General features: G+C 73.5%; 23 protein-coding genes and 1 tRNA gene. 8 read left to right on the top strand and 16 right to left on the bottom strand.

The window, feature by feature from the left end; genetic code table 11:
• Positions 1 to 190: 190 nt before the first annotated feature.
• A complete protein-coding gene (locus ACZ3IL_RS08445; protein ID WP_467387909.1) occupies positions 191 to 1,489 on the bottom strand; it encodes a tetratricopeptide repeat protein in 1,299 nt (432 codons plus the stop codon).
• A 224-nt stretch (positions 1,490 to 1,713) separates the two neighbouring features.
• Here ACZ3IL_RS08445 and ACZ3IL_RS08440 point away from each other — a divergent pair, with 224 nt between their 5' ends.
• Together ACZ3IL_RS08440 and ACZ3IL_RS08435 are read left to right on the top strand one after the other, a co-directional pair.
• On the top strand, positions 1,714 to 2,154 hold the full coding sequence (locus ACZ3IL_RS08440) for a hypothetical protein (protein ID WP_467387907.1): 441 nt from the start codon (positions 1,714 to 1,716) through the stop codon (positions 2,152 to 2,154).
• Positions 2,155 to 2,268: 114 nt separating this feature from the next.
• Positions 2,269 to 3,132, top strand: coding sequence for a spermidine synthase (locus ACZ3IL_RS08435; protein ID WP_467387905.1), 864 nt, complete (start codon positions 2,269 to 2,271; stop codon positions 3,130 to 3,132).
• A gap of 131 nt (positions 3,133 to 3,263) precedes the next feature.
• Here the strand turns inward: ACZ3IL_RS08435 and ACZ3IL_RS08430 are convergent, their stop codons facing one another.
• A complete protein-coding gene (locus tag ACZ3IL_RS08430; protein ID WP_467387903.1) occupies positions 3,264 to 3,872 on the bottom strand; it encodes a hypothetical protein in 609 nt (202 codons plus the stop codon).
• Positions 3,873 to 3,951: 79 nt separating this feature from the next.
• Between ACZ3IL_RS08430 and ACZ3IL_RS08425 the strand changes: the two genes are divergently transcribed.
• Positions 3,952 to 4,653: a response regulator transcription factor gene (locus ACZ3IL_RS08425; RefSeq protein WP_467387901.1), complete on the top strand. Its 702-nt coding sequence runs from the start codon at positions 3,952 to 3,954 to the stop codon at positions 4,651 to 4,653.
• Positions 4,650 to 6,071, top strand: coding sequence for a sensor histidine kinase (locus tag ACZ3IL_RS08420; protein WP_467387899.1), 1,422 nt, complete (start codon positions 4,650 to 4,652; stop codon positions 6,069 to 6,071). Before ACZ3IL_RS08425 ends, ACZ3IL_RS08420 begins: the two co-directional genes overlap by 4 nt.
• Positions 6,072 to 6,626: 555 nt before the next feature.
• Here the strand turns inward: ACZ3IL_RS08420 and ACZ3IL_RS08415 are convergent.
• From ACZ3IL_RS08415 to ACZ3IL_RS08395, 5 genes are all read right to left on the bottom strand, one after another.
• Positions 6,627 to 7,064, bottom strand: coding sequence for a hypothetical protein (locus ACZ3IL_RS08415; RefSeq protein WP_467387897.1), 438 nt, complete (start codon positions 7,062 to 7,064; stop codon positions 6,627 to 6,629).
• Entirely contained in the window at positions 7,061 to 10,159 is a 3,099-nt protein-coding gene (locus ACZ3IL_RS08410) for a DNRLRE domain-containing protein (protein ID WP_467387895.1), read from the bottom strand. Before ACZ3IL_RS08410 ends, ACZ3IL_RS08415 begins: the two co-directional genes overlap by 4 nt.
• Before the next feature lie 295 nt (positions 10,160 to 10,454).
• Positions 10,455 to 10,527: transfer RNA gene (locus ACZ3IL_RS08405), tRNA-His, on the bottom strand.
• 117 nt (positions 10,528 to 10,644) lie between these two features.
• Positions 10,645 to 11,247, bottom strand: a complete 603-nt coding sequence (orn, locus tag ACZ3IL_RS08400; protein ID WP_467387893.1) for an oligoribonuclease — start codon at positions 11,245 to 11,247, stop codon at positions 10,645 to 10,647.
• A 133-nt stretch (positions 11,248 to 11,380) separates the two neighbouring features.
• Positions 11,381 to 12,550, bottom strand: coding sequence for a helix-turn-helix domain-containing protein (locus tag ACZ3IL_RS08395; protein ID WP_467387890.1), 1,170 nt, complete (start codon positions 12,548 to 12,550; stop codon positions 11,381 to 11,383).
• 849 nt (positions 12,551 to 13,399) lie between these two features.
• On the opposite strand from ACZ3IL_RS08395, the gene ACZ3IL_RS08390 reads away from it, so the two are divergent.
• Positions 13,400 to 13,921 carry a universal stress protein gene (locus ACZ3IL_RS08390; RefSeq protein WP_467387888.1) on the top strand — a complete coding sequence of 174 codons (522 nt, stop codon included), beginning with the start codon at positions 13,400 to 13,402 and terminating at the stop codon, positions 13,919 to 13,921.
• Between the two features lie 243 nt (positions 13,922 to 14,164).
• Here ACZ3IL_RS08390 and glmS read toward each other — a convergent pair whose 3' ends face one another.
• Both glmS and ACZ3IL_RS08380 read right to left on the bottom strand, forming a co-directional pair.
• The gene (glmS, locus tag ACZ3IL_RS08385; protein ID WP_467387886.1) at positions 14,165 to 15,982 is read right to left on the bottom strand and encodes a glutamine--fructose-6-phosphate transaminase (isomerizing); all 1,818 of its coding nucleotides are present in this window, start codon (positions 15,980 to 15,982) and stop codon (positions 14,165 to 14,167) included.
• Between the two features lie 68 nt (positions 15,983 to 16,050).
• The gene (locus ACZ3IL_RS08380) at positions 16,051 to 16,326 is read right to left on the bottom strand and encodes a hypothetical protein (protein ID WP_467387884.1); all 276 of its coding nucleotides are present in this window, start codon (positions 16,324 to 16,326) and stop codon (positions 16,051 to 16,053) included.
• Between the two features lie 194 nt (positions 16,327 to 16,520).
• On the opposite strand from ACZ3IL_RS08380, the gene ACZ3IL_RS08375 reads away from it, so the two are divergent.
• Positions 16,521 to 18,197, top strand: a complete 1,677-nt coding sequence (locus ACZ3IL_RS08375; protein WP_467387882.1) for a beta-N-acetylhexosaminidase — start codon at positions 16,521 to 16,523, stop codon at positions 18,195 to 18,197.
• A 69-nt stretch (positions 18,198 to 18,266) separates the two neighbouring features.
• Here ACZ3IL_RS08375 and ACZ3IL_RS08370 read toward each other — a convergent pair whose 3' ends face one another.
• The 3 genes from ACZ3IL_RS08370 to ACZ3IL_RS08360 are packed head-to-tail and all read right to left on the bottom strand — an operon-like array spanning position 18,267 to position 19,559.
• Positions 18,267 to 18,479, bottom strand: coding sequence for a DUF397 domain-containing protein (locus ACZ3IL_RS08370; protein WP_467387880.1), 213 nt, complete (start codon positions 18,477 to 18,479; stop codon positions 18,267 to 18,269).
• Positions 18,480 to 18,513: 34 nt separating this feature from the next.
• Positions 18,514 to 18,723 (bottom strand): DUF397 domain-containing protein, encoded by a 210-nt coding sequence (locus ACZ3IL_RS08365; protein WP_467387878.1) that lies wholly within the window; start codon positions 18,721 to 18,723, stop codon positions 18,514 to 18,516.
• The gene (locus tag ACZ3IL_RS08360) at positions 18,720 to 19,559 is read right to left on the bottom strand and encodes a helix-turn-helix domain-containing protein (protein ID WP_467387876.1); all 840 of its coding nucleotides are present in this window, start codon (positions 19,557 to 19,559) and stop codon (positions 18,720 to 18,722) included. The genes ACZ3IL_RS08365 and ACZ3IL_RS08360 overlap by 4 nt, the downstream gene beginning before the upstream one ends.
• A gap of 95 nt (positions 19,560 to 19,654) precedes the next feature.
• On the opposite strand from ACZ3IL_RS08360, the gene ACZ3IL_RS08355 reads away from it, so the two are divergent.
• Together ACZ3IL_RS08355 and ACZ3IL_RS08350 are read left to right on the top strand one after the other, a co-directional pair.
• Positions 19,655 to 20,122 (top strand): hypothetical protein, encoded by a 468-nt coding sequence (locus ACZ3IL_RS08355; protein ID WP_467387874.1) that lies wholly within the window; start codon positions 19,655 to 19,657, stop codon positions 20,120 to 20,122.
• The gene (locus ACZ3IL_RS08350) at positions 20,119 to 20,418 is read left to right on the top strand and encodes a hypothetical protein (protein ID WP_467387872.1); all 300 of its coding nucleotides are present in this window, start codon (positions 20,119 to 20,121) and stop codon (positions 20,416 to 20,418) included. The genes ACZ3IL_RS08355 and ACZ3IL_RS08350 overlap by 4 nt, the downstream gene beginning before the upstream one ends.
• A 106-nt stretch (positions 20,419 to 20,524) precedes the next feature.
• Here the strand turns inward: ACZ3IL_RS08350 and ACZ3IL_RS08345 are convergent, their stop codons facing one another.
• From ACZ3IL_RS08345 to ACZ3IL_RS08330, 4 genes are read right to left on the bottom strand one after another with little or no spacing between them, the layout of a single operon-like run.
• Positions 20,525 to 21,685 (bottom strand): acyl-CoA dehydrogenase family protein, encoded by a 1,161-nt coding sequence (locus ACZ3IL_RS08345; RefSeq protein WP_467387870.1) that lies wholly within the window; start codon positions 21,683 to 21,685, stop codon positions 20,525 to 20,527.
• An 8-nt stretch (positions 21,686 to 21,693) separates the two neighbouring features.
• The gene (locus ACZ3IL_RS08340) at positions 21,694 to 22,629 is read right to left on the bottom strand and encodes a hydroxymethylglutaryl-CoA lyase (protein ID WP_467387868.1); all 936 of its coding nucleotides are present in this window, start codon (positions 22,627 to 22,629) and stop codon (positions 21,694 to 21,696) included.
• Positions 22,626 to 24,554 (bottom strand): acetyl/propionyl/methylcrotonyl-CoA carboxylase subunit alpha, encoded by a 1,929-nt coding sequence (locus ACZ3IL_RS08335; protein WP_467387866.1) that lies wholly within the window; start codon positions 24,552 to 24,554, stop codon positions 22,626 to 22,628. Before ACZ3IL_RS08335 ends, ACZ3IL_RS08340 begins: the two co-directional genes overlap by 4 nt.
• Before the next feature lie 14 nt (positions 24,555 to 24,568).
• Positions 24,569 to 26,176, bottom strand: coding sequence for a carboxyl transferase domain-containing protein (locus ACZ3IL_RS08330; RefSeq protein ID WP_467387864.1), 1,608 nt, complete (start codon positions 26,174 to 26,176; stop codon positions 24,569 to 24,571).
• Between the last annotated feature and the right edge of the window lie 60 nt (positions 26,177 to 26,236).

Raw genomic sequence — 26,236 nt, 5'->3', positions numbered from 1 at the left:
CCCCGCCCCGCGCGTACGGCGCCCGCCGGGCGGACGGCGGCCCGGCCGGGGTGGTACGGGCCCGCCCCCGGCGTACGGGAGCCCGGCCCGGGCGGTACGGCCCCGCCCCCCGGCGTACGGCGCCCGCCGGGCGCGGGACGGGCCCGCGGGGCGCCGGCCCGCGCGCGTGCGGCCGGGCCCGCGCCCGGTGTCAGCGCGTCGCGGACAGGACGCGGCCCGTCTCCGTGAGGAGGCCGCGGACGCGGGCCGAGGCGATGCCGTCGAGCGAGTTCCGCACGAGTTCCGCCTCCGCCGCCGCCTCGTCCGTGCGGCCCGCCCGCGCCAGGTCCCCGGCGAGCTGGGCGCGGTAGAGGGCGAGGTTCCGGGCGAAGTGCGGGTTCTGCAGGGCCGTGGCCCGGCGGGCGTGCCGGACGGCCCGGTCGTGGTCGCCGAGGAGCGACCAGCACTGCGCCTCGTGCGCCTCCCGCTCGGGCTCCCCGAAGAAGGACATCCACTCCGGGTCGTCGTCGGCCGGGCCCCGGTCGAAGAAGGAGTGGGCGCGGCCGAGGGCCCGCTCGCAGGCGGAGCGGTCCCCGAGCCCCGCCCGGGCGCCCGCCTCCCGCAGCGACAGCAGACACAGCAGCCGGGCCGACCCCAGTGGTCGCGCGACCCGCAGACCGGCCTGTGCCGCCCCGAGCGCCTCCCGGTACCGGCCGGTGTCCCGGGCCAGGAACGACGTGTTGCAGAAGGCGTGCGCCTCCAGGGCCGCGTTTCCCGCGCCGCCCGTCGCGCGCGCGGTCGCGAGGGCCTCGGCGTAGTGCGAGCGCGCGTCCTCGTGGCGGCCCGAGTCGTGGGCCAGCCATCCGACGGAGAGCGCGAGTTCGCCCACGCCCGCGTGCAGCCGTTCCCCGGTGGAGCGGCGGGCCGCGGCGCCCGCGTCGAGCAGCGCGTACGCGGCCCGGAGCGGCTGGGCGGCGGCCTTGTGGAGCCCGTCGGCGCCGTGCCGGTCGTCGAGCAGTCTGATGCGCCGTACGGCGTCCTCGACGGCCCGCACCTCGGCCTCGCCGATCCGGTGGGTGCCGCGGGGGGCCGGGATCGCGGCGGCGGGACCGCCGAGTCCCAGCGAGACGGCCGCCAGGGCGGCGGAACCGCTCGTCATGAATGCGCGACGCAGCACGTCGCTCTCCTCATCGTTCCAGGTCGTGAAGCCGGTGGGGGGCGCCGCGCCGGCCGGGACGGTCCGCCGTCGGCCGCGCACCGCCTCCCGCGCGGAGAAGCCCAGGTCGGAGAGGCCGAGGCCGGGGAACATGTGCAGGAACACCCGCTCGTACGCGTAGTTCGGGCAGCGGATCTCGCCCGCCTCCACGCGCCCGACGTAACGGGCGTCGCACGCGACCTGTTCGCCGATCTCCCGCGCCGCCCGTCGGACGGCGGCGGCGAACTCCGCCGCCGACCGCTGTCCGCGGAGCCTGCGGAAGGCGAGGTTGGGAACTGCCCGTGACATCGCCATGGCCGAGCCCTCTCCTGGTGCTGCCGGGTGGTCCGGCGGCAAGAACGTACCCTCTGTGACCGAATGCCTACGCGGAGTTTGGCAACAAACCGGATATCTCACCCGCGATCCGCCATGAACCGCCACCCTTTGCGGCGGGAAAACGCCGTAGCCGTTGACGGGCGCGGGCGTTGAACCGTAAGGGGGAGACGAACGTGTCTCCTCATGGAGTGAGGAGGGGTCCCATGTCGGAGATCGGTTCCCAGTCGGCCACCTGGAGCGCGCCCGCCCCGGGGACGGACGGGCCCCCGCCGGCCGAGGCCTGGGACCTGGTCACCGTGCCGGTCCGCCAGGGACTGGAGGCCGTCGACATCCTGCGCAGGACCGGGGCCCCCGCCGTCGGGCCGGTCGTGCACGACGGGACCTGCGACACCCTGGGGTTCCTGGTGCCGCCCGGCACCGCCGCCGCCTGGGACGTGCCCGGCAGCGCCTGTACGCGCACGTCGGGGCGCGGCCTCCGCCTCCCCGAGCTCCCGGAACTGCCCGAACCCGCCGGTGACGCGCTCCGTCCCGCCGGGTGGCTGCTGCCCCCCGGCGACACCGACCCGGTCACCGACCCCGCCGTCCTGCGCGAGGCCCTGGGCGAGGCGGCCCGGCTCATCGAGGCCGCCGACGGCTGCCGCTGAGCCCGCCGCGCGCACGTCCGGCCCCGGAGGAGGCCGCCGCCCACCGTCCGCCGTCCCGCCGGGCCGGGGCCCGCCGCATGCGTACGGATGAGCGAACGAGCGGATAATGGGCCGATGGCCAGGAACAAGCAGCGTGACCGGGCGGCGGCCGCACCCGTCGCCGAGACCGTCGACGGCGGCCTCGCCGAACTCGTACCCGACCGGGAGCGCCCGCGCGGCTGGACCCTGCTCGTCGACGGCGCCCCGCAGTCGCACGTCGACCTCGACGACCCGACGCACCTCTCCTTCGAGTACCAGCGGCGCCTCGGCCACGTCGTGGACCTCGCCGCCCCGCCGAACCGGCCGCTCCAGGCCGTCCACCTCGGCGGCGGCGCCCTCACCCTCGCCCGGTACGTCGCCGCGACCCGCCCCCGCTCCACGCAGCAGGTCGTGGAGCTGGACGAGGCCCTGGTCCGGTTCGTCCGGCGCGAACTGCCCCTCGACCCGGGCGCCCGCGTGCGGGTCCGTTCCGCCGACGCCCGCGCCGGTCTCGCCAGGATTCCGGACGGCTGGGCGGACCTGGTCATCGCGGACGTGTTCGGCGGAGCCCGTACCCCCGCCCATCTGACCAGCACCGAGTTCCTCGCCGGGGTGCGGCGGGTGCTGCGGCCCGGCGGCCTCTACGCGGCGAACCTCGCCGACGGCCCGCCGCTGGCCCATCTGCGCGGCCAGATCGCCACGGCCGCCGCCGTCTTCCCCGAACTGGCGCTGACCGCCGACCCCACCGTGCTGCGCGGGCGCCGCTTCGGCAACGCGGTGCTGGTCGCCTCGGACCGGGAGCTGCCGGTGGCCGAACTGACCCGCCGGGTCGCCACCGACCCGCACCCGGGCCGGGTCGAACACGGCAGGGCCCTCGCCGACTTCGCGGGGGGAGCGGCGCCGGTCACCGACGCGACCGCCAGGCCCTCGCCCGCCCCGCCGCCCTCCGTCTTCCGCTGAGACCCGGGAACGCGGGGGCCCGGACCGGTCGTTCCGCCCGGACCGCCGGACCGCCGGACCGCCGGACCGCCGGACCGCCGGTCCCGTCCGGGCCGGCCCTCAGACCTTCCGGTCCTCAGACCTTCCGGCCCTCAGACCTTCCGGTCCTCGATCTCCACCCGGGGCGCGGTGTCGTGCCACACGCAGAAGACCGACAGTTCGCGGTCGTCCCGGGTGAAGGTCACGCGAATCCAGTTCGTCTGTTTCCACACCTGCATCCGCCAGCCCGGGGCGGGCGTCGCCGAGACCAGTTCGGCCGAGGTCGCCCCGATGTCGAAGGTGACCCGGCCGCCGTCCACGGGATAGCTCTTCACGTTCGAGCCCGACCCGGGGTCCCGGTCCGCCGGAGGGGTGGAAGGGGTCTCCGCCGTGGGCTTCGGGTGGACCGTGGGGCGCGCGGAGGGGGTGGAGGAGGAGGGCGGGGCCGACGTGGGCGTGGGACGGTCGTCCGGCTTCGCCGCCGGCGGCGCGGTGGACGCGGCCGGCCCGGTGGGCTCGGGGCGCGGGGGCGTGGTGACCGGCGGGCCGCCCGAGCCGTACAGCCCGTCGACGGCGCCGGCCGGCAGGGGAAGGGCGCGCGGCGGGTCGTACACGGTGCCGGAGAGCACCGTGTGCACCCCCCACCAGGACAGGGTGACCGCCGCGCCGGTGGCGAGTGACCAGGCCAGGGCGTGAACCAGTCTTCTTCGCACCGGCCCCATATTGCACCATGGTCGGGAGCCCCGGTCCGGCGGGTGGATATTGTCCGACGATTCGCCCACATGGCGTACGGTGCCGCCCATGGCAAGTGTGCTCGTGGTCGAGGACGACCAGTTCGTGCGCTCCGCCCTCATCCGGCAGCTCACCGCGGCGTCCCACACGGTACGCAGCGTCGGCACTGCTCTGGAGGCGCTGCGCGAGGTCGCCCATTTCCGTTTCGACGTGGTCATCCTCGACCTCGGACTACCCGACCTGGACGGGTCCGAGGCGCTCAAGATGCTGCGCGGCATCACCGACGTACCGGTGATCATCGCGACCGCCCGGGACGACGAGGCCGAGATCGTGCGGCTCCTCCACGCCGGGGCCGACGACTACCTGGTGAAGCCCTTCTCGGTCGACCACCTCTCGGCCCGGATGGCCGCCGTCCTGCGCCGCTCCCGGTCCGCCGCCGGCGAGGCGCCGCCCTCCGCCGTCATCCGCGTCGGCGGGCTCACCGTCGACCCGCTGCGCCGCCGGGCGGAGCTGGACGGCGCGCCCCTGGACCTGACCCGGCGCGAGTTCGACCTGCTGGCCTTCCTCGCCGGGCGGCCCGGCGTGGTCGTCCCGCGCAAGGAACTGCTCGCCGAGGTGTGGCAGCAGTCCTACGGCGACGACCAGACCATCGACGTCCATCTGTCGTGGCTGCGGCGGAAGCTGGGCGAGACGGCCGCCCGGCCCCGCTACCTGCACACCCTGCGCGGCGTCGGCGTGAAGCTGGAGCCGCCCCGGGAGCCGCAGCCGTGAGATGGGCGCTGGTCAAGGTCTGCCTGGCCGTCACCGTCATGGTCGTGGTCGCCTTCGCCGTCCCCCTGGGGCTCGTCGTCGAGGAGATGGCCCGCGACCGGGCCTTCTCCAACGCGGAACGACGGGCCTCCGGTCTCGCCCCCGTCCTCGCGATCACCACCGACCGCGACGAGCTGGACAGGGCCGTCGCCGCCACCGAGGACGGGCCCGCCGGCCGGCTCGCCGTCCACGTGCCCTCCGGCACGCCGGGCGCCCCGCCGCTGGAGATCGGCACCCGGCGGGCCGGCGAGGAGGAGCTGCGGGCCACCCGCGGCCTCGGCCGGGCCTCCATCGCGGAGGTCCCGGGCGGGTTCGCCCTGCTCCAGCCCACCGCGATCGGCAGCGGGGAGGTCGCGATCGTCGAACTCTTCGTCCCCGAGGGCGAGGTGTCCAACGGCGTCGCCACCGCCTGGCTGATCCTCGCGGGCGTCGGCGTCGCCCTCGTCGTCGGCTCCGTCGCCGTCGCGGACCGCCTCGGCGTCCGCATGGTCCAGCCCGCCGAGCGGCTCGCGGGTGCCGCCCACGAGCTGGGGGAGGGACAGCTCGGCGTGCGCGTCCCCGAGGAGGGGCCGCCGGAGCTCAAGTCGGCCGCCGTCGCCTTCAACTCGATGGCCGATCAGGTCGTCCAGCTCCTCGCCAACGAACGCGAGCTGGCCGCCGACCTCTCCCACCGGCTGCGCACCCCGCTGACCGTCCTCCGGCTCAACGCCGCCTCGCTCGGCGGGGGCCCGGCCGCCGAACAGACCCGTACGGCCGTGGAACAGCTGGAACGCGAGGTCGACATCATCATCCGCACGGCCCGGGAGGCGAAGCCGCAGACCCGGGCGACCGGACCCGGCGCGGGCTGCGACGCCGCCGAAGTGGTCCGTGAGCGGATGGACTTCTGGTCGGCGCTCGCGGAGGACGAGGGGCGGCGGGTGCGGGTCGCGGGCGTCGAGCGCCCGGTCCGCATCCCGGTCGCCCGCCCCGAACTGGTCGCCGCCCTCGACGCCCTGCTCGGCAACGTCTTCCGCCACACCCCCGAGGGCACCGCCTTCTCCGTCGACGTCCACAACGGCGACGACGCCGTCATCGTCCTGGTCTCGGACGCGGGCCCCGGCATCGACGACCCCGCCGCCGCCCTGGCCCGGGGCAACAGCGGTGACCGGGACGGTTCCACGGGCCTCGGCCTCGACATCGTGCGCCGGATGGCGGAGGGCACCGGCGGCGACGTCCGGATCGGGCACTCGGTGCTCGGCGGCACCGAGGTCCGCGTCTGGATCGGCCTGGAGGGACGCGCCGGGGCGTCCGGCCCCGCCCGTACGCCCACCCGCCGCGCCCACCGCCCGGCCCGCCGCCGGCGCGGGGGGACGGGAACCCGCCGGGCCCGCGAACGCTGAGCCCCGGGCCGGGCCCGGTACGAACACCGCCCGGCCCGGGACCGGTACGAACACCGCCCCGGGCCCGGTCCGGTACGAGCCCCGCCCGGGCCAGGGCCGTACGAACGCCGCCACGGCCCAGGGCCGGTACGGGCCCGGCCCGGTTCCGCCGGTACGGGCCCGGCCCGGTTCCGCCGGTACGGGCCCGGCCCGGCCCGCCCCGGTTCCGTCCCCGTTCGCCCTCCTCCCTGGGGGCGAACCTTTTCCCGTCCCGATGGCCTCCTTAAGCGGCCCGTAAGAAACCCCTCCCCCGCCCCCGGAGTCCGGTTTCTCCCCCTCCCGGCCGCTAGCGTGCTGTCACATCCCCTCGGCAGGAAGGTTCCCACCGGCCCCGTACGGTCCTCCTCCACTGCACCCCCCCAGCAGCGCGCCCCGGCCTCCCCCACCCACCCCCCCGGCCGGGGCGCGCCTTTCCTCCCGGTCCGCCGCGGACACGACGGAGGCCCCGGTCCTCACGGACCGGGGCCTCCCCCCGGGGCGGGCCCCCGGCGCCCGCGCGGGTGCCGGGGGCGCCGTTCAGCCCTGGAGCGCCGTTCTCCGTGACGCGTCACGGAGGCCCAGGACGCACGCGGCGACGGCGACCAGGGCGCACAGCACCATCAGCGCGTTGACCGCGACGTCGGGTCCGGCGTCCTGGGCCAGCGCGTTGGACACCGCCGACCGGATGCCGAGGGCCTGGAGGACCGCCGCGGCGACGAGCCCCGCGGCACGGGCCCACCGGGGGCCCTTCTCCGTGAGGGCGGGAAGCGCGAGCACGGCCGCGGCCCAGAGCAGGACCAGCGCCGCCACCGCCCCGGCCACGAGGGGAAGACCTCCGGAGCCCTCCGACCCCGGGTGGTCGATCTCGGACGTGTCCACCACGAGGAACGCGAAGGCCAGCTGCACGAGCAGCAGGTAGCAGACCTCCAGGGCGAGGACCGCCGCTCCCGCCCGCTTCACGAAGAGAGGGCTCAACTGTTGCTCCTCACGAGTCTTCCGCTCTTGATGATCCACAGCTTGCCGTTCCGCTGGGCGCTGCGGCAATCGTCCCGCGCCCTGATCCCGGCGTTGGTCTGGCCGGTCCGCTTGCGGCCGATCTCCCGGCCGATCGCGTTGTTCTTCAGGTCCATCTGCTTGTCGACGCCCTTGGACGTCGACTCGTGCCGGGTCGCGAACTCGTAGGCGTCCGTGGTGGACAGGCGGATCTCCATGCGCGCGTTCCAGTAGCAGTGCCGGAAGGAGTCGCCGGTGCCCTGGAAGAGGGTCCTGTCCGGGTACCAGTCCTGCGCCTGCTTGAACGCCTTGTTCGCAGCGTCGTACGCGGTGGTGCAGTCGATCGGGTTCCAGAAGCAGTACGACCGCTCGGAGGGCGTGGCGCTGCCGTAACCGAAGCCGGGGTCCATCAGGACCGGGTAGGCCGGGGTCTGCCCGGCGGCGGGGGCCAGCGAGGCGGTGACCTCGTTCCCGGAGAGCGTGAGCTTCACGGGGATGCCGGCGCCCTTGGCGTCCCGGGCGACGGGTGCGGTGATGAAGGTCAGGTTGCCCAGCTCGTCCGAGACGATGATGACGTTGTCCGCGCCCTGCGACGCGGTCTGACCGGGCAGCAGGCGCAGGGTGTACGTGTAGCTCGTCGCCGCGGAGGCGCTCCGGAGCAGGTGGAACGTCTCGACGGCGTTCTGCCCGGTCCGGATGGCGAGCGTGTCCGCGTCCGTCTGCGTGTTCGGGTAGACGACGACACCGGTGTCGCTGAGCGTGGCGGTCGCCGCGGCGCCCGCGGGCATGGCCACCGACGTCTGGACGGAGCCGTCCGCGCTGGTGCCGACGATCTCCTGACCGGCCGTGCCGGGGAGTTCCACGACGCCGGAGGACAGGACGGACTCCTCGGTCTCGACGACCTCGGGGTCCTCCTGCTCCTGGTAGCCCGCGGGCGTGTCGTCGACCTCGGGGTACTCGGTGTCGACCGGCCGGTCCTCGGGCTCCGTCTGCTCCTCCTCGGGGTGCAGCAGCTCGGAGAAGTGCGTCTCGGCGATCTCGTTGATGAAGGCGGGGGAGAGGACGCCGGTGATCCGCCCGGCGCGGAACGTGTGCTCCGCCGGGTCCGACCACGTTCCCGCCGCGTTCCTCACGCGGACGGAGAGGACGTGGGTGCCGTCGGCCGAGGGGGTCAGCGTCACCGTTCCCCGGCCGGCCGAGAGGGCCACCGTGCCCGCCGGGCCGCCGTCCAGGGAGTACTCGGCCGCGACGGCCTTGCCCTGGGGGTCGGTGACGGTGAAGGAGCCGGGGGTTCCCGCGCCGCCGTGCCACAGGCCGTCGGCCGGGTAGGCGGAGGAGGCGATCGAGGGGGCCACCGGCACGGAGGTGTCGACGGTCAGGGTGCGCCAGGCGGACCATCCGCCGTTCCAGAGCTTGCCGTCGTACACCGAGACGCGCCACTTGTACGTCCCCGGCGCGAGCGTCCCGGACGTCCAGGTGGCGGGCTTGCCGGAGGCGACGAACGCGGAGGTCCCGCTCGTCACCTTCGTGGTGGCGTCCTTGTTCCAGACCTCGAAGGTGAGCCGCACGGAGTCGGCGTCGGGGTCGGTGGCCTGGGCGGTGAGGGTCGGGGTGGTGTCCGCGGTGACCGTTCCCTCGGCGGGGCTCACGGCGCTGCCGGCGTTCGGCTTGGTGTTGTAGGTCACGACGAGCGTCGGCTCGGTCGGGCCCTGGGCCCCGTCCACGTAGTTCGCCGAGCGGAAGCGCCGCCAGCTCATCGAGTCCGCCTCGTCCACGGCGCGCACCTGGAGGCCGTGGTTCGGCTGGCCGTCGGCCCACGCCTGGACGATCCCGTCCACGTCCCAGCGCATGAAGTTCGCCGGGCAGGCCGAGCTGTACCCGTAGGCGGCCTTGGAGACGACCGCGTCGTCGGCCGTCGTCGCGGGCTGCGCGCCCCAGGTCACCGCGCTGGGGTCCCAGTTCGCGGTGATGCGCCGGACGGCCACGCCGGAACCGGTCGCGGAGCAGCTCGACGACCAGTAGGAGTGCAGCCTGAACTCGGTGTCCAGGATCTGCTTGCCGGCGTACTTCGACACGTCGAACTTCACGTACGAGCGGGCCTTGGTGGTGCCGCCGTCGTAGGTGCCGGCCTTCAGCTCGGTCGAACCGCGCTGGGAGTCCGGGTAGTTGGTGGCGACCCAGGTGTCCGTGGACGCCGCGAGGGTCGTCGTGGGGTCGATGTTCACCGGGTAGGTGACGTCGGGGTCGGTGAGGAACGCCATGCTGGGCTTGAGGACCAGGACCGGCCGGCCCGCGCTCTGCTCGATGCGGGTCTCGATCTCCATGGAGTGGGTGGGGTCACCGGACTTCGGGTCCGTTCCCGTGCCCCACATCCGGGGGGCCGGGGCGCTGGCGACCAGCTTCCCGGTGGCGTCCTCCAGGCGCAGGTGGCCCGACCGCTCCTTCTCCAGGCTCAGGCCCTCCAGCGTGACCGGGAGCCGCAGCTCGACCGGTTCGGTGGGGCGTTCGCGCAGGATGAGCGACTCGGTGAAGCCCTGGGGGAGCGCGGTGACGTGCAGGTCGCCGTCGGGCACGACGTCGGGGTAGACCGCCGTGTCCCCCTCGACCTCGGGGGCCGGGAGGGCCTTCGAGGCGGACCAGTCGAGGCCGAAGGTCCGTCCGCTGCGGGTCACCGCGGCGAAGTCCTCGGCGCCGCCGTCGGACAGCTTCACGTCGGCGACGGCGGCCTCGGGTTCGAGCCGCGTCCCGGTGTCGACGAGGGTGGTGTCGAGCTGCTTCCACGCACCCCCTTCCTTGACCCGGACCGGCCCGGAGGCGGTCTCCGTGGTGACGGTCCCGTTCGGGTTGACCCAGGTGCTGGAGTCCTCCGTGCGCTCGGACAGGGCCTCGACCCTCTTCCCCCCGAGCACGGCGGCCAGGCGTGCCGACGCGAGGTCGGGCGCCTCGGTGCGGCCGGAGACGACTCCGGCCGTTTCGGCGGGTACCGCTGCTTGCTCTCCTGCGACGGCCGGCAGCTGTATGGACAGCGTCAGGGCCACCGCGGTCGAGACGGACGCGATACGTGTTCCTCTTCGCATCCACCCCCCTTAACTCGTTCGTTCGGTGTGGTTCGCCTGCGGGGCAGGCCGCGCGAGCTTTTCATGATCATTAGGTAAAGAGAAAGTCAGGAAAGGGTGTGCTCGATCACAGCGAGTCTTCGGCCGGTACGTTGTGTCACATTTTGTGATCATGGGGATGGTGTCGGGGCCGGTGGGGGACCGGGGGCCGGTGCGGGGCGCGGCGGCCCCCGCCCCTCCCGGGCGGTCCACCCGCGCCGGAACACGAAGAAGGCCCTGATTCATGTCTCCATGAATCAGGGCCTTCACCTGAAAGGGTGAGTAACGGGACTCGAACCCGCGACATCCTGGACCACAACCAGGTGCTCTACCATCTGAGCTATACCCACCACGCCCGGCGGTTTTCCCGAAGGTTTCCCCGACCGGCCGAGAAGAAGTCTACAGGGTTCCGGAGGGTGCTCGCGCCCACGTTTCCCGGAGGGGTCCGCGCGGGCGCGAGCGGGCGGTCATTCGGCGGACAGGACGTGACGGGCGGCGATCCGCTTGGCGGTGTCCGAGTCGGGGCCGGGCTGCGGCACGAAGACCGCCTCGCGGTAGTAGCGCAGTTCCGCGATGGACTCGCGGATGTCGGCGAGCGCCCGGTGGTTGCCGCTCTTCTCCGGACTGTTGAAGTACGCCCTCGGGTACCAGCGGCGGGCCAGCTCCTTGACCGAGGAGACATCGACGATCCGGTAGTGCAGGTGGCCTTCCAGGGCGGGCATGTCGCGGGCGAGGAAGCCCCGGTCGGTGGAGACCGAGTTCCCGCAGAGCGGCGCCTTGCCGGGCTCCTTGACGTGCTCGCGGACGTACGCGAGGACCTGGGCCTCCGCGTCGGCGAGCGTGGTGCCGCCGGCCAGCTCGTCGAGCAGCCCCGAGGCCGTGTGCATCTGGCGCACGATCTCCGGCATGGTCTCCAGGGCCGCGTCCGGCGGGCGGATCACGATGTCCACCCCGTCGCCGAGCACGTTCAGTTCCGAGTCGGTGACCAGTGCGGCCACCTCGATGAGTGCGTCGTCCGTCAGCGAGAGCCCGGTCATCTCGCAGTCGATCCACACCATGCGGTCGTTCATGCGTCCACCTTAGGGGCTGCTCGGGGGCTCTTCCCCGTGCGGACGGGGACCGACGGGCCGGCGGGCGCCGGGGAGTGCGTCCCCCGGCGCCCGCCGTTCCCGCGGTGCGCGGCTCGTGGCCGCGCGGTTTCCGTCAGGGAGCGCTGCGCTGGCCCGGGAGGGAGGCGCGTCCGGGGGCGTAGACGTCGGACGGGGGCTTCCCCGGCTCCGGCGGGGGTCCCGGACGCCGGGCGCCGGCCGGGACCTGGGCGGGCACGACCGGGTCGAGCACCGCCGTACCGATGTCGCCCTGCGGCCGGCGGGCGCGGTACGCCGCCCGGTAGGCCGCCGGGGAGGAGCCGAGCTGGCGCCGGAAGTGCCCGCGCAGCGCCACCGGGGAGCGGAAGCCGCACCGGCCCGCCACCTCGTCCACCGAGTAGTCGGAGGTTTCGAGCAGCCGCTGCGCCTGGAGCACCCGCTGGGTGATCAGCCACTGGAGCGGGGCCGAGCCCGTGAGGGAGCGGAACCGGCGGTCGAAGGTCCGCCGTGACATGTAGGCGCGCGCGGCCAGGGTCTCCACGTCGAACTGCTCGTGGAGGTGCTCCAGCGCCCAGGCGACGACCTCGGCCAGCGGGTCGGCGCCGATCTCCTCGGGTAAAGACCTGTCGAGGTAGCGCTCCTGACCGCCGCTGCGCCGCGGCGGGACGACCAGCCGGCGCGCGAGCGCGCCCGCGGCCTCGGTGCCGTGGTCGGTCCGCACGATGTGCAGGCACAGATCGATTCCGGCCGCGGTGCCGGCGGAGGTCAGGACGTCCCCGTCGTCCACGAAGAGCTCCCGGGGGTCCACGTGGACCGACGGGTAGCGCTTGGCGAGCGTCGGCGCGTACATCCAGTGCGTGGTCGCCGGGCGGCCGTCGAGCAGTCCGGCCGCCGCGAGGACGAACGCCCCGGTGCACAGCCCGACGATCCTGGCCCCCTCCTCGTGCGCGCGGCGGAGCGCGTCGAGCGCCTCCGGCGGCGGCGGCGAGGTGATCGACCGCCAGGCCGGGACGACGACGGTGCCCGCCCGGCCAATGGCCTCCAGGCCGTACGGCGCGGTGAGTTCGAGTCCGCCGGTGGTCCGCAGCGGGCCTTCCTCGCCGGCGCAGACGAGCAGCCGGTAACGTGGCACTCCGGCGTCCTGGCGGTCGATGCCGAACACGGAGAGCGGGATGGAGCTCTCGAAGATGGGGCCGCCGCTGAACAGCAGCACCGCGACGACTTCGCGACGGCGCCGTCCGGACAGTTTCCGTGCGGCCTCCGGTACTGCGGAGTCCTGGCTCATGACGCTAAGCCCCCCTCGGTGTTCGCGTCTCCCTGGTCGTGTCGCACCTGCACGTTTCCCCTCGGTTCTGCACGAGACCCCAGTCCTCGGTACCCATGATCGAATCTACTGCGTCCCGTGGTGCCGACGTGCCACGTTCTCGAACCGGTGGATTGTCGACAAGGCAACTTGGCGCGAAGCGATCGATCGGGAAGCATCGCCTCCGGGTCCCCCGGTGATGCCGGGCCGGGTGGCGAACGCCCCGGTGGGCGGGGGGTGCGACCCCTTGGGGCAGGGCTTTCACCGGCAGGGGCGCCGGGGTTGGCCAATCGTTACGCCAAGGACTCGCCGGTCAGTGGAAGTTGGCCGAAAACGTATGGGAGCGGGTGTGCGAGCCTGTCAACTCGGAGGGGTTCCGGACCGGCCCGGAGCCCTCCCCGGCCCGGACGCGCGGCCGCGGAGGGGCGTCCGCCCGGCGGCGCGGGCGCGGAAGTCCTCCCCGTGGGGACGGGACCCCGTGGCAACGAGGAACGGAGCGCTCCGGTCACTCCCCGGCGCGCCTTCCCCGCTCCCCGTCCGGGTACCGTCCGGTCCACGCGCGCCCGCCCGCCGGCCGTGACCGGACGCCTGTAGGACACAACCGGCATTGCCAGATCCCGAACCGCTCGTGCATGCTCCCTGGAACGCCGCGCGCGAGCGGCGTGCGCGCCGGGCACCGCGCGGCGGGCTCTGGGCAGGAGAGGAGTGGCGCCGTACCCTTGGGGGTAGGAGAAGGGGAAGACCATTCCCGGACACAGCTCCGCTCTCCCGCCGTCCCTCACCCCCCCTTTCCCGTCCCTTCTCACGAGGACTCTCTTCGCCGAGACACCGATGGCCGGTCACGAATTCTTCGAACCCGCGGACCGCGAGCGCGTCGCCGACTCCACGGTCGACCCCCTGGCGGTAGAACAGCCACGTCATGCCTGCGACCCGGCCTTCCGGCACGGGGTCGTCGTCGGCTTCGACGGCTCCACGTCCAGTGAGCGCGCCCTCGCGTACGCCATCGGCATGGCCCGCCGCTCCGGCTCGGGCCTGATCATCGTGCACGTGGCCAACCGGCTGCCCACCACGGTGTGGGCGGGCTGCGAGCCCCCCGTCTTCGTCGACGTGCCCGACCACCGCACCGAGGTCCTGGGCCTGGAACTGGCCTGCGCCGACTACCTCTCCGAGGTGCCGTGGATTCTCGTCGAGCGCGGCGGGGACATCTGCCACGAGCTGGAGGAGGTCGGCCGCGAGTACTCGGCCGACGCGATCGTGGTCGGCTCCACGCACGGGATCGTCGGGCGGATCTTCGGCTCGGTGGCCGGCCGCCTGGCGCGCCGCGCCCGCCGCCCCGTCATCGTCATCCCGTAGCCCGTAGCCCGTAGCCCGTAGCCCGTAGCCCGTAGCCCGTAGCCCGTAGCCCGTAGCCCGTGGCCCGTGGCCCGCGGCCCGTGGCCTCGGCGGTTCCGGCGGTTCGGTGGTCCGGCGGTTCCGGAAAGCACGAACGGTCCCCGTGCACGGGAGGTGTGTGCACGGGGACCGTCGTGTGTCAGGCCGAGCGGCGCCGGGGGACAGGCCCGGCGGCGGGTTCCGGGGGACAGGCCCGGGGTTCCGCTACTCGACCGTGACGGACTTGGCCAGGTTGCGCGGCTTGTCGATGTCGCGGCCCATGGCGAGCGCGGTGTGGTACGCGAAGAGCTGGAGCGGGATGCCCATGAGGATCGGGTCCAGCTCGTCCTCGTTCTTCGGGACCACGAGGGTGTGGTCGGCCTTCTCCTGCGGCTGGTGCGCGACCGCGAGGATGCGGCCGCTGCGGGCCTTGATCTCCTCCAGGGCGGCGCGGTTCTTCTCCAGGAGGTCGTCGTCCGGGACGATCGCGACCGTCGGCAGGGCGGGCTCGATGAGGGCGAGCGGGCCGTGCTTCAGCTCGGAGGCGGGGTAGGCCTCGGCGTGGATGTAGGAGATCTCCTTGAGCTTCAGGGAGGCCTCCAGGGCGACCGGGTAGCCGCGCACGCGCCCGATGAACATCATCGACTGGGCGCCCGCGTACTCCTCGGCGAGCCGCTTGATCTCGTCCTCGCCCTTGAGGATCTCCTCGATCTGGGCGGGGAGCTTGCGCAGGCCCTCGATGATCCGCTTGCCGTCGGTGACGGACAGGTCGCGGATGCGGCCGAGGTGCAGGGCGAGCAGCGCGAAGGCGGTCACCGTGTTGGTGAAGCACTTGGTGGAGACGACGCAGACCTCGGGGCCGGCGTGGACGTACACGCCGCCGTCGGCCTCGCGGGCGATGGCGGAGCCGACGACGTTGACGACGCCGAGGACGCGGGCGCCCTTCCGCTTGAGCTCCTGGACGGCGGCGAGCACGTCGTAGGTCTCGCCGGACTGGGAGACGGCGATGTAGAGGGTGTCGGGGTCCACGACCGGGTTGCGGTAGCGGAACTCCGAGGCCGGCTCGGCGTCGGCGGGGATGCGGGCCATGGACTCGATGAGCCCGGCGCCGATGAGGCCGGCGTGGTAGGAGGTGCCGCAGCCGAGGATCTTGATGCGGCGGATGGTGCGGGCCTCGCGCGGGTCCAGGTTCAGGCCGCCCAGGTGCACGGTGGAGAAGCGGTCGTCGATCCGGCCGCGCAGCACGCGGTCGACCGCGTCGGGCTGCTCGGAGATCTCCTTGTGCATGAAGGTGTCGTGGCCGCCCATGTCGTAGGAGGCGGCCTCCCACTCGACGGTCTCCGGGGTGGCGGTGGTGGTGGCGCCGGAGGTGGTGTACGTGCGGAAGTCGTCGGCCTTGAGGGTGGCCATCTCGCCGTCGTCCAGGGTGACGACCTGGCGGGTGTGGGCGATGAGGGCGGCGACGTCGGAGGCGACGAGCATCTCCTTCTCGCCGATGCCGAGGATGACCGGGGAGCCGTTGCGGGCCACCACGATGCGGTCGTTGAAGTCGGCGTGCATCACGGCGATGCCGTAGGTGCCCTCGATGACCTTCAGGGCCTCGCGGACCTTCTCCTCGAGGGTCTCGGCCTCGGAGCGCGCGACGAGGTGGGTGATGACCTCGGTGTCGGTCTCGGAGGCGAAGACGACGCCGTCGGCCTCGAGCTTGGCCCGCAGCTCGGCGGCGTTGTCCACGATGCCGTTGTGGACGACGGCGACCTTGTTCTCGGGGTCCATGTGCGGGTGCGAGTTGACGTCGCTGGGGGCGCCGTGGGTGGCCCAGCGGGTGTGGGCGATGCCGGTGGTGCCGGTGAAGCGCTTGGGGACGCGGGCCTCCAGGTCGCGGACGCGGCCCTTGGCCTTCACCATCTTCAGGCCGCCGGCCTTCGGGCTGGTGACGACCATGCCGGCCGAGTCGTACCCGCGGTACTCCAGGCGCTGCAGGCCTTCGAGCAGCAGCGGGGCCACGTCACGCTTACCGATGTAACCGACGATTCCGCACATAAAGGTGAAACCCCTCCAAGTCAGTGGATGTACTCGGCCGTCCTGGCCGTCCGGGTCGTCCCGCGCGCTCAGCCGTAGACGATCCGGCGGAGCTGCCGGAGCGAGAGTTCCGGCGGGGACACGGCCCGGTGCGGCAGTTCCGCCGCGATCCGTTCGAAGATCTCGGCGTTCACGGACCCGCCGGCCTGCAGTTCGCGGTGGCGGCGGCGGACGAACGCCTCGGTCGTCTCGTCGAAGTACGCCAGCACGTCGAGCACCACCCGGGCGGCCTCACCGCGCTGGAGCGCGGTGCTGCGGACCAGATGGTCGATGAGGTCGTCGTGCGACGGGCGGCGTTCGAGCACCCGTGAATATTGGGGGGTCCCCGACGCTTTACGCAAGATTCCTGCCCGGAATCGGGCAGGGACGGGAAGATCACACCTCCGATTGCGACGGTTGGCCTAGACCTTCACCGTTGGTGAGCGGTGCGGTACGCGGAGGGCCGGCGCGGATATAAGAGAACAGCAGACGCGTCGATCACCCGAAGGGGAGCCCGCCCGTGAGACAGCGCCTGAACGTTCCGCGCCGACGGACCTCGCACCGAAGGATTCCGTACCTGATCGGTTCCCTCCTCCTGCTGGCGGCCGCCGGCGTCGGCTGCGGCGAGGCCGCCGCCGACGGCACCCGCGGCACCGGCGGCAAGGCGGCCGGCCGGCGGGCCGCCGCCGAACCCGAGGTCCGCCCGCTCGGCCGGATCATCCCCGTGCCCGCCTCCGTCACCCCCCGGGGCGGCCCCTACACGCTCACCGCCACCACCCGCATCGGGGTGGACACCCGCTCCCGGGAGTCCCAGGACCTCGGCCGCTACCTCGCCGGACTGCTCCGCCCCGCCACCGGCCTCCCGCTGCCCGTCGTGGACGACCAGGCGGCCCGGGGCGGCATCCGGCTCCGGATCAGCCCCACCGACACCGCCCTCGGTGACGAGGGCTACCGGCTCAGCTCCGCGCCGGAGGGGCTCACCGTCACCGCCCGCCGCCACGCCGGGCTCTTCCGGGGCATCCAGACCCTGCGCCAGCAGCTCCCCTCCGCCGTCGAGCGCGGGAGCGTCCAGGCCGGGCCCTGGAAGGTCGCCGGCGGCACCGTCACCGACACCCCGCGCTACGCCTACCGGGGCGCCATGCTCGACGTCGCCCGCCACTTCTTCACCGTGGACGAGGTGAAGCGGTACATCGACCAGCTCGCCCTCTACAAGGTGAACACCCTCCACCTGCACCTCTCCGACGACCAGGGCTGGCGCATCGCCGTCGACTCCTGGCCCCGGCTCACCACCCACGGCGGCTCCACCGAGGTCGGCGGCGGCCCCGGCGGCTTCTACACCAAGGAGCAGTACCAGGAGATCGTCCGGTACGCCGCCTCCCGCTACCAGGAGGTGATCCCGGAGATCGACATGCCGGGCCACACCAACGCGGCCCTCTCCTCCTACGCCGAACTCAACTGCGACGGCGTCGCCCCGCCCCTCTACACCGGCACCAAGGTCGGCTTCAGCTCGCTGTGCGTGCCCAAGGACGTCACGTACGACTTCGTGGACGACGTGGTCCGGGAGATCGCCGCGCTCACCCCCGGCCGCTACCTCCACATCGGCGGCGACGAGGCCCACTCCACCAGCCACGCCGACTACGTGGCCTTCATGGACCGGGTGCAGCCGGTCGTCGCCAGGTACGGCAAGACCGTCGTCGGCTGGCACCAGCTCACCGGCGCGACGCCCGCGAAGGGCGCCCTCGTCCAGTACTGGGGCCTCGACCGCACCCCCGACGCCGAGAAGGAGCGGGTGGCCGCCGCCGCGCGGAACGGCACCGGCCTGATCCTCTCGCCCGCCGACCGCGCCTACCTCGACATGAAGTACACGAAGGAGACCCGCCTCGGGCTCTCCTGGGCCGGGTACGTCGAGGTCCGCAGGTCGTACGACTGGGACCCGGCCTCCTACCTGCCCGGCGTCCCCGAGGGCGCGGTCCGGGGCGTCGAGTCCCCGCTGTGGACCGAGACCCTCGCCACCACCGGCGACCTCGACGTCATGGCCTTCCCGCGCCTGCCGGGCATCGCCGAACTGGGCTGGTCCCCGGCCTCGACCCACGACTGGGAGACGTACAAGGTCCGCCTCGCCGAGCAGGCGCCGCGCTTCCGGGCCCTCGGCATCGACTGGTACCGCTCGCCCGAGGTGCCCTGGCCGGCGGAGTAGCGCGTCCGCGCACGCGGAACGCCCGGCCGGGAGTTCCGGCCGGGCGTTCCCCGGGAGTGGGCGGGTCCGTCAGCGGACGCCGAAGCCCTCGCGCCCGACGCCCTCCACGAAGGCCGCGAAGGCGGTGGCGCCCAGGTCCAGGACGGGCCCGTCCGTGACCTTGGAGTCGCGGACGGGGACGGTGCCGCGCGAGGGGGCGAGGTTGACTGCGATCTCGACGCACGCGCCGCCGTTGTCGCTGTACGAGGACGTGAACCAGTGGGGGGTCTCGTCGGTCGTCATGGGCGTCCTTTCGGTCGGCGGAGCCGCCCGGTGGTCAGGCGGCGTCGAACTCTCCGGTCCTGACGCCTCCCACGAAAGCGGAGAAGGCGTCGGCGCGGAAGCCCAGAACCGGTCCGTCCGCGACCTTGGAGTCGCGGACGGGGACGGTGCCGCGCGAGGGGACGAGGTTCACGGCGACCTCGACGCAGTTGCCGCCGTTGTTGCTGTACGAGGACTTGAACCACTGGGGGGATGCGGTCGTCACGAGGTGCCCTTTCGCGCTTCTTGGATCATGGCCACGGATTCCGCCTGGGAGAGCGATGCGGCCTGAAGCTGATGGTAGGCCGTCAACATGGGGACCACGGACGTCATTTCACGGTCGAAGTGCCCCTGTGCCTGTGACTCGGCGTAGCACACCACCGACCGGTCGGCGAGGGTGAGCAGATTGACCGGCAGGTCGAACGTGCGGCGTTCCCCTATGGCGTACGGGGCGATCTGGAGCAGGGCGTTGGGGCGGTCCGCGAACTCGGTGAGCCGTTCCAGTTGCGCGTCCATCACCCTGTGTCCCCCGATGGGGCGACGGACGCAGCTCTCGTCCATCACCACGAAGACCATGGGCGGTTGGTCCCGCTCCAGCGCCACCTGGCGGGCGGCCAGGAACGCGACGCGTTCGTCGGCCTGTTCGGGAGTGATGGCCCCCCGCTTCACGGCGCTGTTCGCCAGGACGCGCGCGTACTCCGGGGTCTGCAGGAGGCCCGGGACGATCCCGATCTCGAACAGCCGGATCTCCACCGCCCGCCCCTCGTACCCCACGTACTCCGGGAAGCCCTCCAGGAGCACGCCGTGCCGCATGTCCCGCCACTCGCGCTCGAACGACTCCTTGCTCCCGGCCAGGCCGAAGACCTGGTCGGCCCGGCGCGAGAACGGCAGGGTCGGCGGTTTGCGGCCGGTTTCCACGGCGGAGATGTGCTGACTGGAGCAGCCCATGGGCCCGGCCAGGTCCTCCTGGGTCCACCCCCGTTCCTCCCGCAGCCTGCGCAGATGGGCCCCGTAGGCCGCCTGCGGACTGGATTCCGGTCGCAACTCCTTGCGATTGACCACGACTTGTCCTTCGGGTCCGCCTAGTTGAAGAGGGGGCCGACTCTAGTCCACGCTGGGCACCCCTGGTAGTGGATTCACTACGGAGAGGAGCGAACGTGCCCGTGCAGGACGTCCCCCCACCCCCCGACCAGTCCCCGCCCTTCCCCTCCACGGGCGCCTTCGTGGCCGACGCCGGCAGGGGGACGGTCCGCCTCGGCAAGGTCACGCGCCGGGAGGACGGGCGGGTGTACGTACGTCCGCCGGGTGGCGGGGCCGAGTGGGCCGCGACGCCGGAGGACCTGCGGGCGCCGACCGAGGGGGAGTGGGCGAGCATCCGCATCCTCACCACGCGCGTGCCCTCCGTCGTGCTCTCCGCCGACCACGGTCTCCGGCCCCGGCCGGAACCGGTCCCGGGGTGCACGCCCTGCGCGCACCTGGCGCGGTGGTTCGACCACTACATGCGGCGCGGGCCGCAGCACGACGAATCGGCGGCGGTGGACTGCGTGGTGGAGATCCGCAACCACCCGCACGACCCGCCGAAGATGACGCTCAGGGACTCCGCGCCGCCGGAGGGACGGCCGTGAGCGCGCCGGCGCCCGGAGCGGCCGTGGAAGCGGCGCCCGGGGCGGCCCTGGAGGAGGTGCCCCCGACGCGCCGGATCGGACCGCACCCGCAGGGGGAGGCCGTCGCCACGGCCCACTGCCTGGACGGCGGGTGCGGCTGGGGGACGCCGCCCACGGCCGCGCCGCCGGGCGTGAACGTCGAGTGCCTGGCGCACGCGACGGCGACCGGGCACGACACCTTCGCCGTCACGGTCGAGTACGTGGCCCTGGTGACGGACGCGGGCGGCGCGGGGCGGGACCCGGACACGGCGGCGTGACCGGAGACGGGCGGCGCGGGACCAGGCCCGGAACGCCCCCGGCCGCCCACCGCCCCGGCGAGGGGGCGGCGGACGGCCGGGGAGAGTCCGGGCGCCCGGAACGGGGTCAGGAGGGCAGGCCCAGCTCCCGGGCGATCAGCATCCGCTGGACCTCGCTGGTGCCCTCGCCGATCTCCAGGATCTTCGAGTCGCGCCACATGCGGGCCACCGGATACTCGTTCATGAAGCCGTAGCCGCCGTGGATCTGGGTCGCCTCGCGGGCGTTGTCCACCGCCACCGTGGAGGAGTACAGCTTCGCGATGGCCGCCTCCTTCTTGAACGGCTCGCCCAGGACCAGGCGCGAGGCCGCGTCCCGCCAGCCGATCCGGGCCATGTGCGCCCGGGTCTCCATGTCCGCGATCTTGAACTGGATGGCCTGGTTGTCCCCGATCGGACGGCCGAAGGCGTGACGTTCCTTCGCGTACTTCACGGACTCGTCCACACAGCCCTGCGCGAGGCCCGTCGCGAGCGCCGCGATGGCGACCCGGCCCTCGTCCAGGATGCGGAGGAACTGCGCGTACCCCCGGCCCTCCTGGCCCAGCAGGTTCTCCACCGGGACCCGGACGTCGTCGAAGGACAGCTCGCGGGTGTCCGAGGCGTTCCAGCCGACCTTGGAGTACGGGGCGGCGACGGTGAAGCCGGGGGTGCCGGACGGGACGATGATCGAGGAGATCAGCGGGCGGCCGTCGGGCTTGCGGCCGGTGACCGCCGTGACCGTCACCAGGCCGGTGATGTCCGTACCCGAATTGGTGATGAAACACTTGGAGCCGTTGATGACCCAGTGGTCGCCGTCGCGGACGGCCGTCGTCCGGGTGCCGCCCGCGTCCGAGCCCGCACCCGGCTCGGTCAGGCCGAACGCGCCCAGGACCTCCCCGGCGCACAGCCTCGGCAGCCACTCCCGCTTCTGCTCCTCGGTGCCGAAGAGGTGCAGGGGCATGGCGCCCAGCGAGACGCCCGCCTCCAGGGTGATCGCCACGGACGAGTCGACCCGGGCCAGCTCCTCCAGGGCGATCCCGAGGGCCAGGTAGTCACCGCCCATGCCGCCGTACTCCTCGGGGAACGGCAGCCCGAACAGGCCCATGCGGCCCATCTCGCGGACGATCTCGTACGGGAACTCGTGCCGCTCGTAGTAGTCGCCGATCTTCGGGGCGATCACGTCGTGGGCGAACGCCTCGACGGTGCGGCGGAGTTCCTGGTGCTCGGCGGAGAGCCGGTGGTCGAGGGACATGGAAGTCGTCACTCCTTGTGGGAGAGGGCGCGGACGGTGCGGGACGGGCTGGGCCGGCCCAGTTGTTCGGCCATCCACACGCTCGTGGCGGTGAGGGCGGCCAGATCGACCCCGGTCTCGATGCCGAGGCCGTCGAGCATCCACACGAGGTCCTCGGTGGCGAGGTTGCCGGTCGCGCTCTTCGCGTACGGGCAGCCGCCGAGGCCGCCGGCGGAGGCGTCGACCGTGGTCACCCCGTGCCGCAGCGCGGCCAGGGTGTTGGACAGGGCCTGTCCGTAGGTGTCGTGGAAGTGCACGGCGAGGCGGGAGGTGGGGACGCCCGCCTCGTTCAGCGCGGTGAGCAGGGCCTCCACGTGCCCCGGGGTCGCCACGCCGATGGTGTCGCCGAGGCTCAGCTCGTCGCAGCCCATGTCGGCGAGCGCCCTGGCGACCCGGACGACCTGTCCGACCGGGACGGGCCCCTCCCAGGGGTCCCCGAAGCACATCGACAGGTAGCCGCGGACCTTCAGCCCGGCTTCCACGGCCCGGACGACGACCGGCGCGAAGAGGGCGAGGGACTCGTCCACGGTCCGGTTCAGGTTGGCCTTCGCGAAGGACTCGGTGGCCGAGGCGAAGACGGCGATCTCCCGGGCGCCGAGCGCGAGGGCCCGGTCGAGGCCGCGCTCGTTCGGGACCAGGACCGGGAGGCGCACCGGGAGGTCGCGGACGAGCGGGAACAGCTCCTCGGCGTCGGCCAGCTGGGGCACCCACTTGGGGTGCACGAAGCTGGTCGCCTCGACGGTGCCCAGCCCGGCGGCGGCGAGCCGGCGGACGAACTCCGCCTTCACCTCCGTCGGGACGGCCGTCCTCTCGTTCTGGAGGCCGTCCCGGGCCCCGACCTCGTGGACGCGGACCCGGGCGGGGAGCCCGGTGCCGGGGACGGTCATGGGCAGACCGGCGGTCATGCTTCCTCCCGGGGGGCGACGACGGCGAGCACCTGGTCCATGGCGACGGCGGTGCCGGGCGTGACGTCCAGCCCGGTGACGGTGCCGGCGTGCGGGGCGGAGATGACGTGCTCCATCTTCATCGCCTCCACCACCAGCAGGCTCTGCCCGGCCTCGACCTCGTCCCCGACGGCCACCTTCACCACGGTCACGGTGCCGGGCATCGGCGCGGCCAGCGTGTCGGCGCCGCCGTGCCGGGCGCCGCCGAGCGCGGCCTCGACCGGATCGTGGTCGAGGACGTGCCAGGAGTCGCCGTCGCGCCCCAGCCAGGCCCCGGCCCGGTGGAAGGCGTGGGTGACCCCGTCCACGACGACCGTCACCGAGGTGTCCGTGACCCGGGCGCCGGGGGGCGCCGCGGCCGTGACGGGTTCGAGGCCCGGTACGCGCACGGGGAAGACGAGCGGGGCCGGAGTGCCGCCCAGGCGCCAGCCGTTCGGCACCGAGAAGGGGTCCGTCCAGCCGTCCCGGGGCGCCGGGTCCAGCTCCGCGAGCCGTACGGCCGCCGCCGCCGCGTACACCTCCTCCGGCACCTCCTTCGGGACGAGCCCCTCCGCCTCGCGCTCCACCAGGCCCGTGTCCAGGGCGCCGGAGACGACGTCCGGGTGGGCCAGGAGGCGGCGCAGGAAGCCCGCGTTCGTCGGGACGCCCAGGGTCACCGTGTCCGCGAGGGCCGCGCGCAGGCGGCGCAGGGCCGTGGGGCGGTCCGGGGCGTGCACGACGACCTTCGCCAGCATCGGGTCGTACAGGCTGCCGACCTCCGTGCCCTCGCTCAGGCCCGAGTCCGTGCGGACGCCGCTGCCCCGCGGCTCGCGCAGCGCCAGGACCGTGCCGCCCGACGGCAGGAAGCCCCGGGACGGGTCCTCGGCGCAGAGGCGGGCCTCGATCGCCCAGCCGTCCAGGCGGACGTCCTCCTGCGCGAAGGACAGCGGCTCGCCCGCCGCCACCCGGAGCTGCCACTCCACCAGGTCCAGGCCCGTGACCAGCTCCGTCACCGGGTGCTCGACCTGGAGCCGGGTGTTCATCTCCATGAAGTAGTACTGGGAGGGGTCGCCGCCCGGGACGATGAACTCGACCGTGCCCGCGCCCACGTAGCCGCAGGACCGGGCCGCCTCCACCGCCGCCGCGCCCATCGCCGCCCGGATCTCCGGGGTCAGCAGGACGCTCGGCGCCTCCTCGACGATCTTCTGGTGGCGGCGCTGGAGCGAGCACTCGCGCTCCCCGAGGTGCACCACGTTCCCGTGGGCGTCCGCGAGGACCTGGATCTCGATGTGCCGGGGCCGGTCGATCCACCGCTCCACCAGGAGCGTGTCGTCGCCGAAGGAGGAGCGGGCCTCGCGCCGGGCCGCCGCGATCTCCTCGTCCAGGACCGCCAGGTCCCGCACGAGCCGCATGCCCTTGCCGCCGCCGCCCGCGCTCGGTTTGAGCAGCACGGGCGCGCCCAGCTCCCGGGCCGCGTCGGCCAGTCCGGGGCCGGAGGCGCCCGGGACGACGGGGACGCCCGCCGCCGACACGGTCTCCTTCGCCCGGATCTTGTCGCCCATGAGGGCGATCGCCCCGGCGGGCGGGCCGATGAAGACGAGCCCCGCCTCCGCGCAGGCCCGCGCGAACTCCGCGTTCTCCGCGAGGAAGCCGTACCCGGGGTGGACGGCCCGCGCGCCGGTGCGGCGGGCGGCGTCGAGCAGGGCGGGCACGGACAGGTACGACTCGGTGGCCGGCGGCGGACCGATCCGCACCGCCGTGTCCGCCTCCCGCACGTGCCGGGCGCCGGCGTCCGCGTCGCTGTACACGGCCACCGAGCGCACGCCGAGCTCCCGCAGGGTGCGGATGACCCGGACCGCGATCTCGCCCCGGTTGGCGACGAGGACGGTGTCGAACATGGACTGCATCTCCTGGGGTCCCCTCACATCCGGAAGACGCCGAACTGGGGGTCCCCCAGCGGCGCGTTGGCACAGGCGGTCAGGGCGAGCCCGAGGACCTGCCGGGTCTCCAGGGGGTCGATGACCCCGTCGTCCCAGAGCCGGGCGGTCGCGTAGTAGGCGCTGCCCTGGGTCTCGTACTGCTCCCGGATCGGGGCCTTGAAGGCCTCTTCCTCCTCCGCGCTCCACCCCTCGCCGAGCTGGTCGCGCTTGACGGTCGCGAGGACCGAGGCGGCCTGCTCGCCGCCCATCACCGAGATCTTGGCGTTGGGCCACATCCACAGGAAGCGGGGCGAGTACGCCCGGCCGCACATCGAGTAGTTGCCCGCGCCGTACGAGCCGCCGACGACCACGGTCAGCTTCGGCACCCGGGTGGTGGCCACGGCCGTGACCATCTTGGCGCCGTGCTTGGCGATGCCGCCGTGCTCGTACGCCTTGCCGACCATGAAGCCGGTGATGTTCTGGAGGAAGACCAGAGGGATGCCGCGCTGGTCGCACAGCTCGATGAAGTGCGCGCCCTTCTGCGCGGACTCGGCGAACAGGATGCCGTTGTTGGCGACGATCCCGACCGGGTGGCCGTGGATCCGGGCGAAGCCGGTGACCAGCGTCTGCCCGTACTCGGCCTTGAACTCCTGGAAGCGCGAGCCGTCGACGACCCGGGCGATGACCTCGCGCACGTCGTACGGGGTGCGGGAGTCGACCGGCACCGCGCCGTACAGCCCGTACGGGTCGGCCTTCGGCTCCTCGGCCGGTTCCACCGACCAGGGCAGCGGGCCGCGCCCGGGGAGCGTGGCGACGATGTTCCGGACGATCCGCAGGGCGTGGGCGTCGTCCTCGGCGAGGTGGTCGGTGACGCCGGAGATCCGGGAGTGGACCTCGCCGCCGCCCAGCTCCTCGGCCGTGACGACCTCGCCGGTCGCGGCCTTCACCAGCGGCGGGCCGCCGAGGAAGATCGTGCCCTGGTTCCGCACGATCACGGCCTCGTCGCTCATCGCGGGGACGTACGCGCCGCCGGCCGTGCACGAGCCGAGGACGGCCGCGATCTGCGGGACGCCCGCGCCGGACATCCGGGCCTGGTTGTAGAAGATGCGGCCGAAGTGCTCCCGGTCGGGGAAGACCTCGTCCTGCATGGGCAGGAAGGCGCCGCCTGAGTCGACCAGGTAGAGGCAGGGGAGACGGTTCTCCAGCGCCACCTCCTGGGCCCGCAGGTGCTTCTTCACCGTCATCGGGTAGTACGTGCCGCCCTTGACGGTGGCGTCGTTCGCGACGATCACGCACTCGCGGCCGGAGACCCGGCCGATGCCCGCGATGACGCCGGCGGCCGGGGCCTGGTCGCCGTACATGCCGTTCGCGGCGAGCGGGGCCAGCTCCAGGAACGGCGAGCCCGGGTCGAGGAGGGTGTCCACCCGGTCCCGGGGGAGCAGCTTGCCGCGCGCGGTGTGCCGGGCCCGGGACTTCTCACCCCCGCCCAGCGCGGCCGCCGCGAGCTTGGCGCGCAGCGTCGCGACCAGCTCGTGGTGCGCGGCCTCGTTCGTCCGCCAGGCGGGCGACGCGGGGTCCGCCGCACTCGACAGCACGGGTGCCTGCTGCATCGACCGATCTCCCTTGTCCGGTTAATGAGCGTTAACGTATGGCGCACAGGTTAACGACCG

This window comes from Streptomyces sp. NPDC014907 (assembly GCF_055562975.1).
This window is presented reverse-complemented; position numbering and strand designations above follow the sequence as displayed.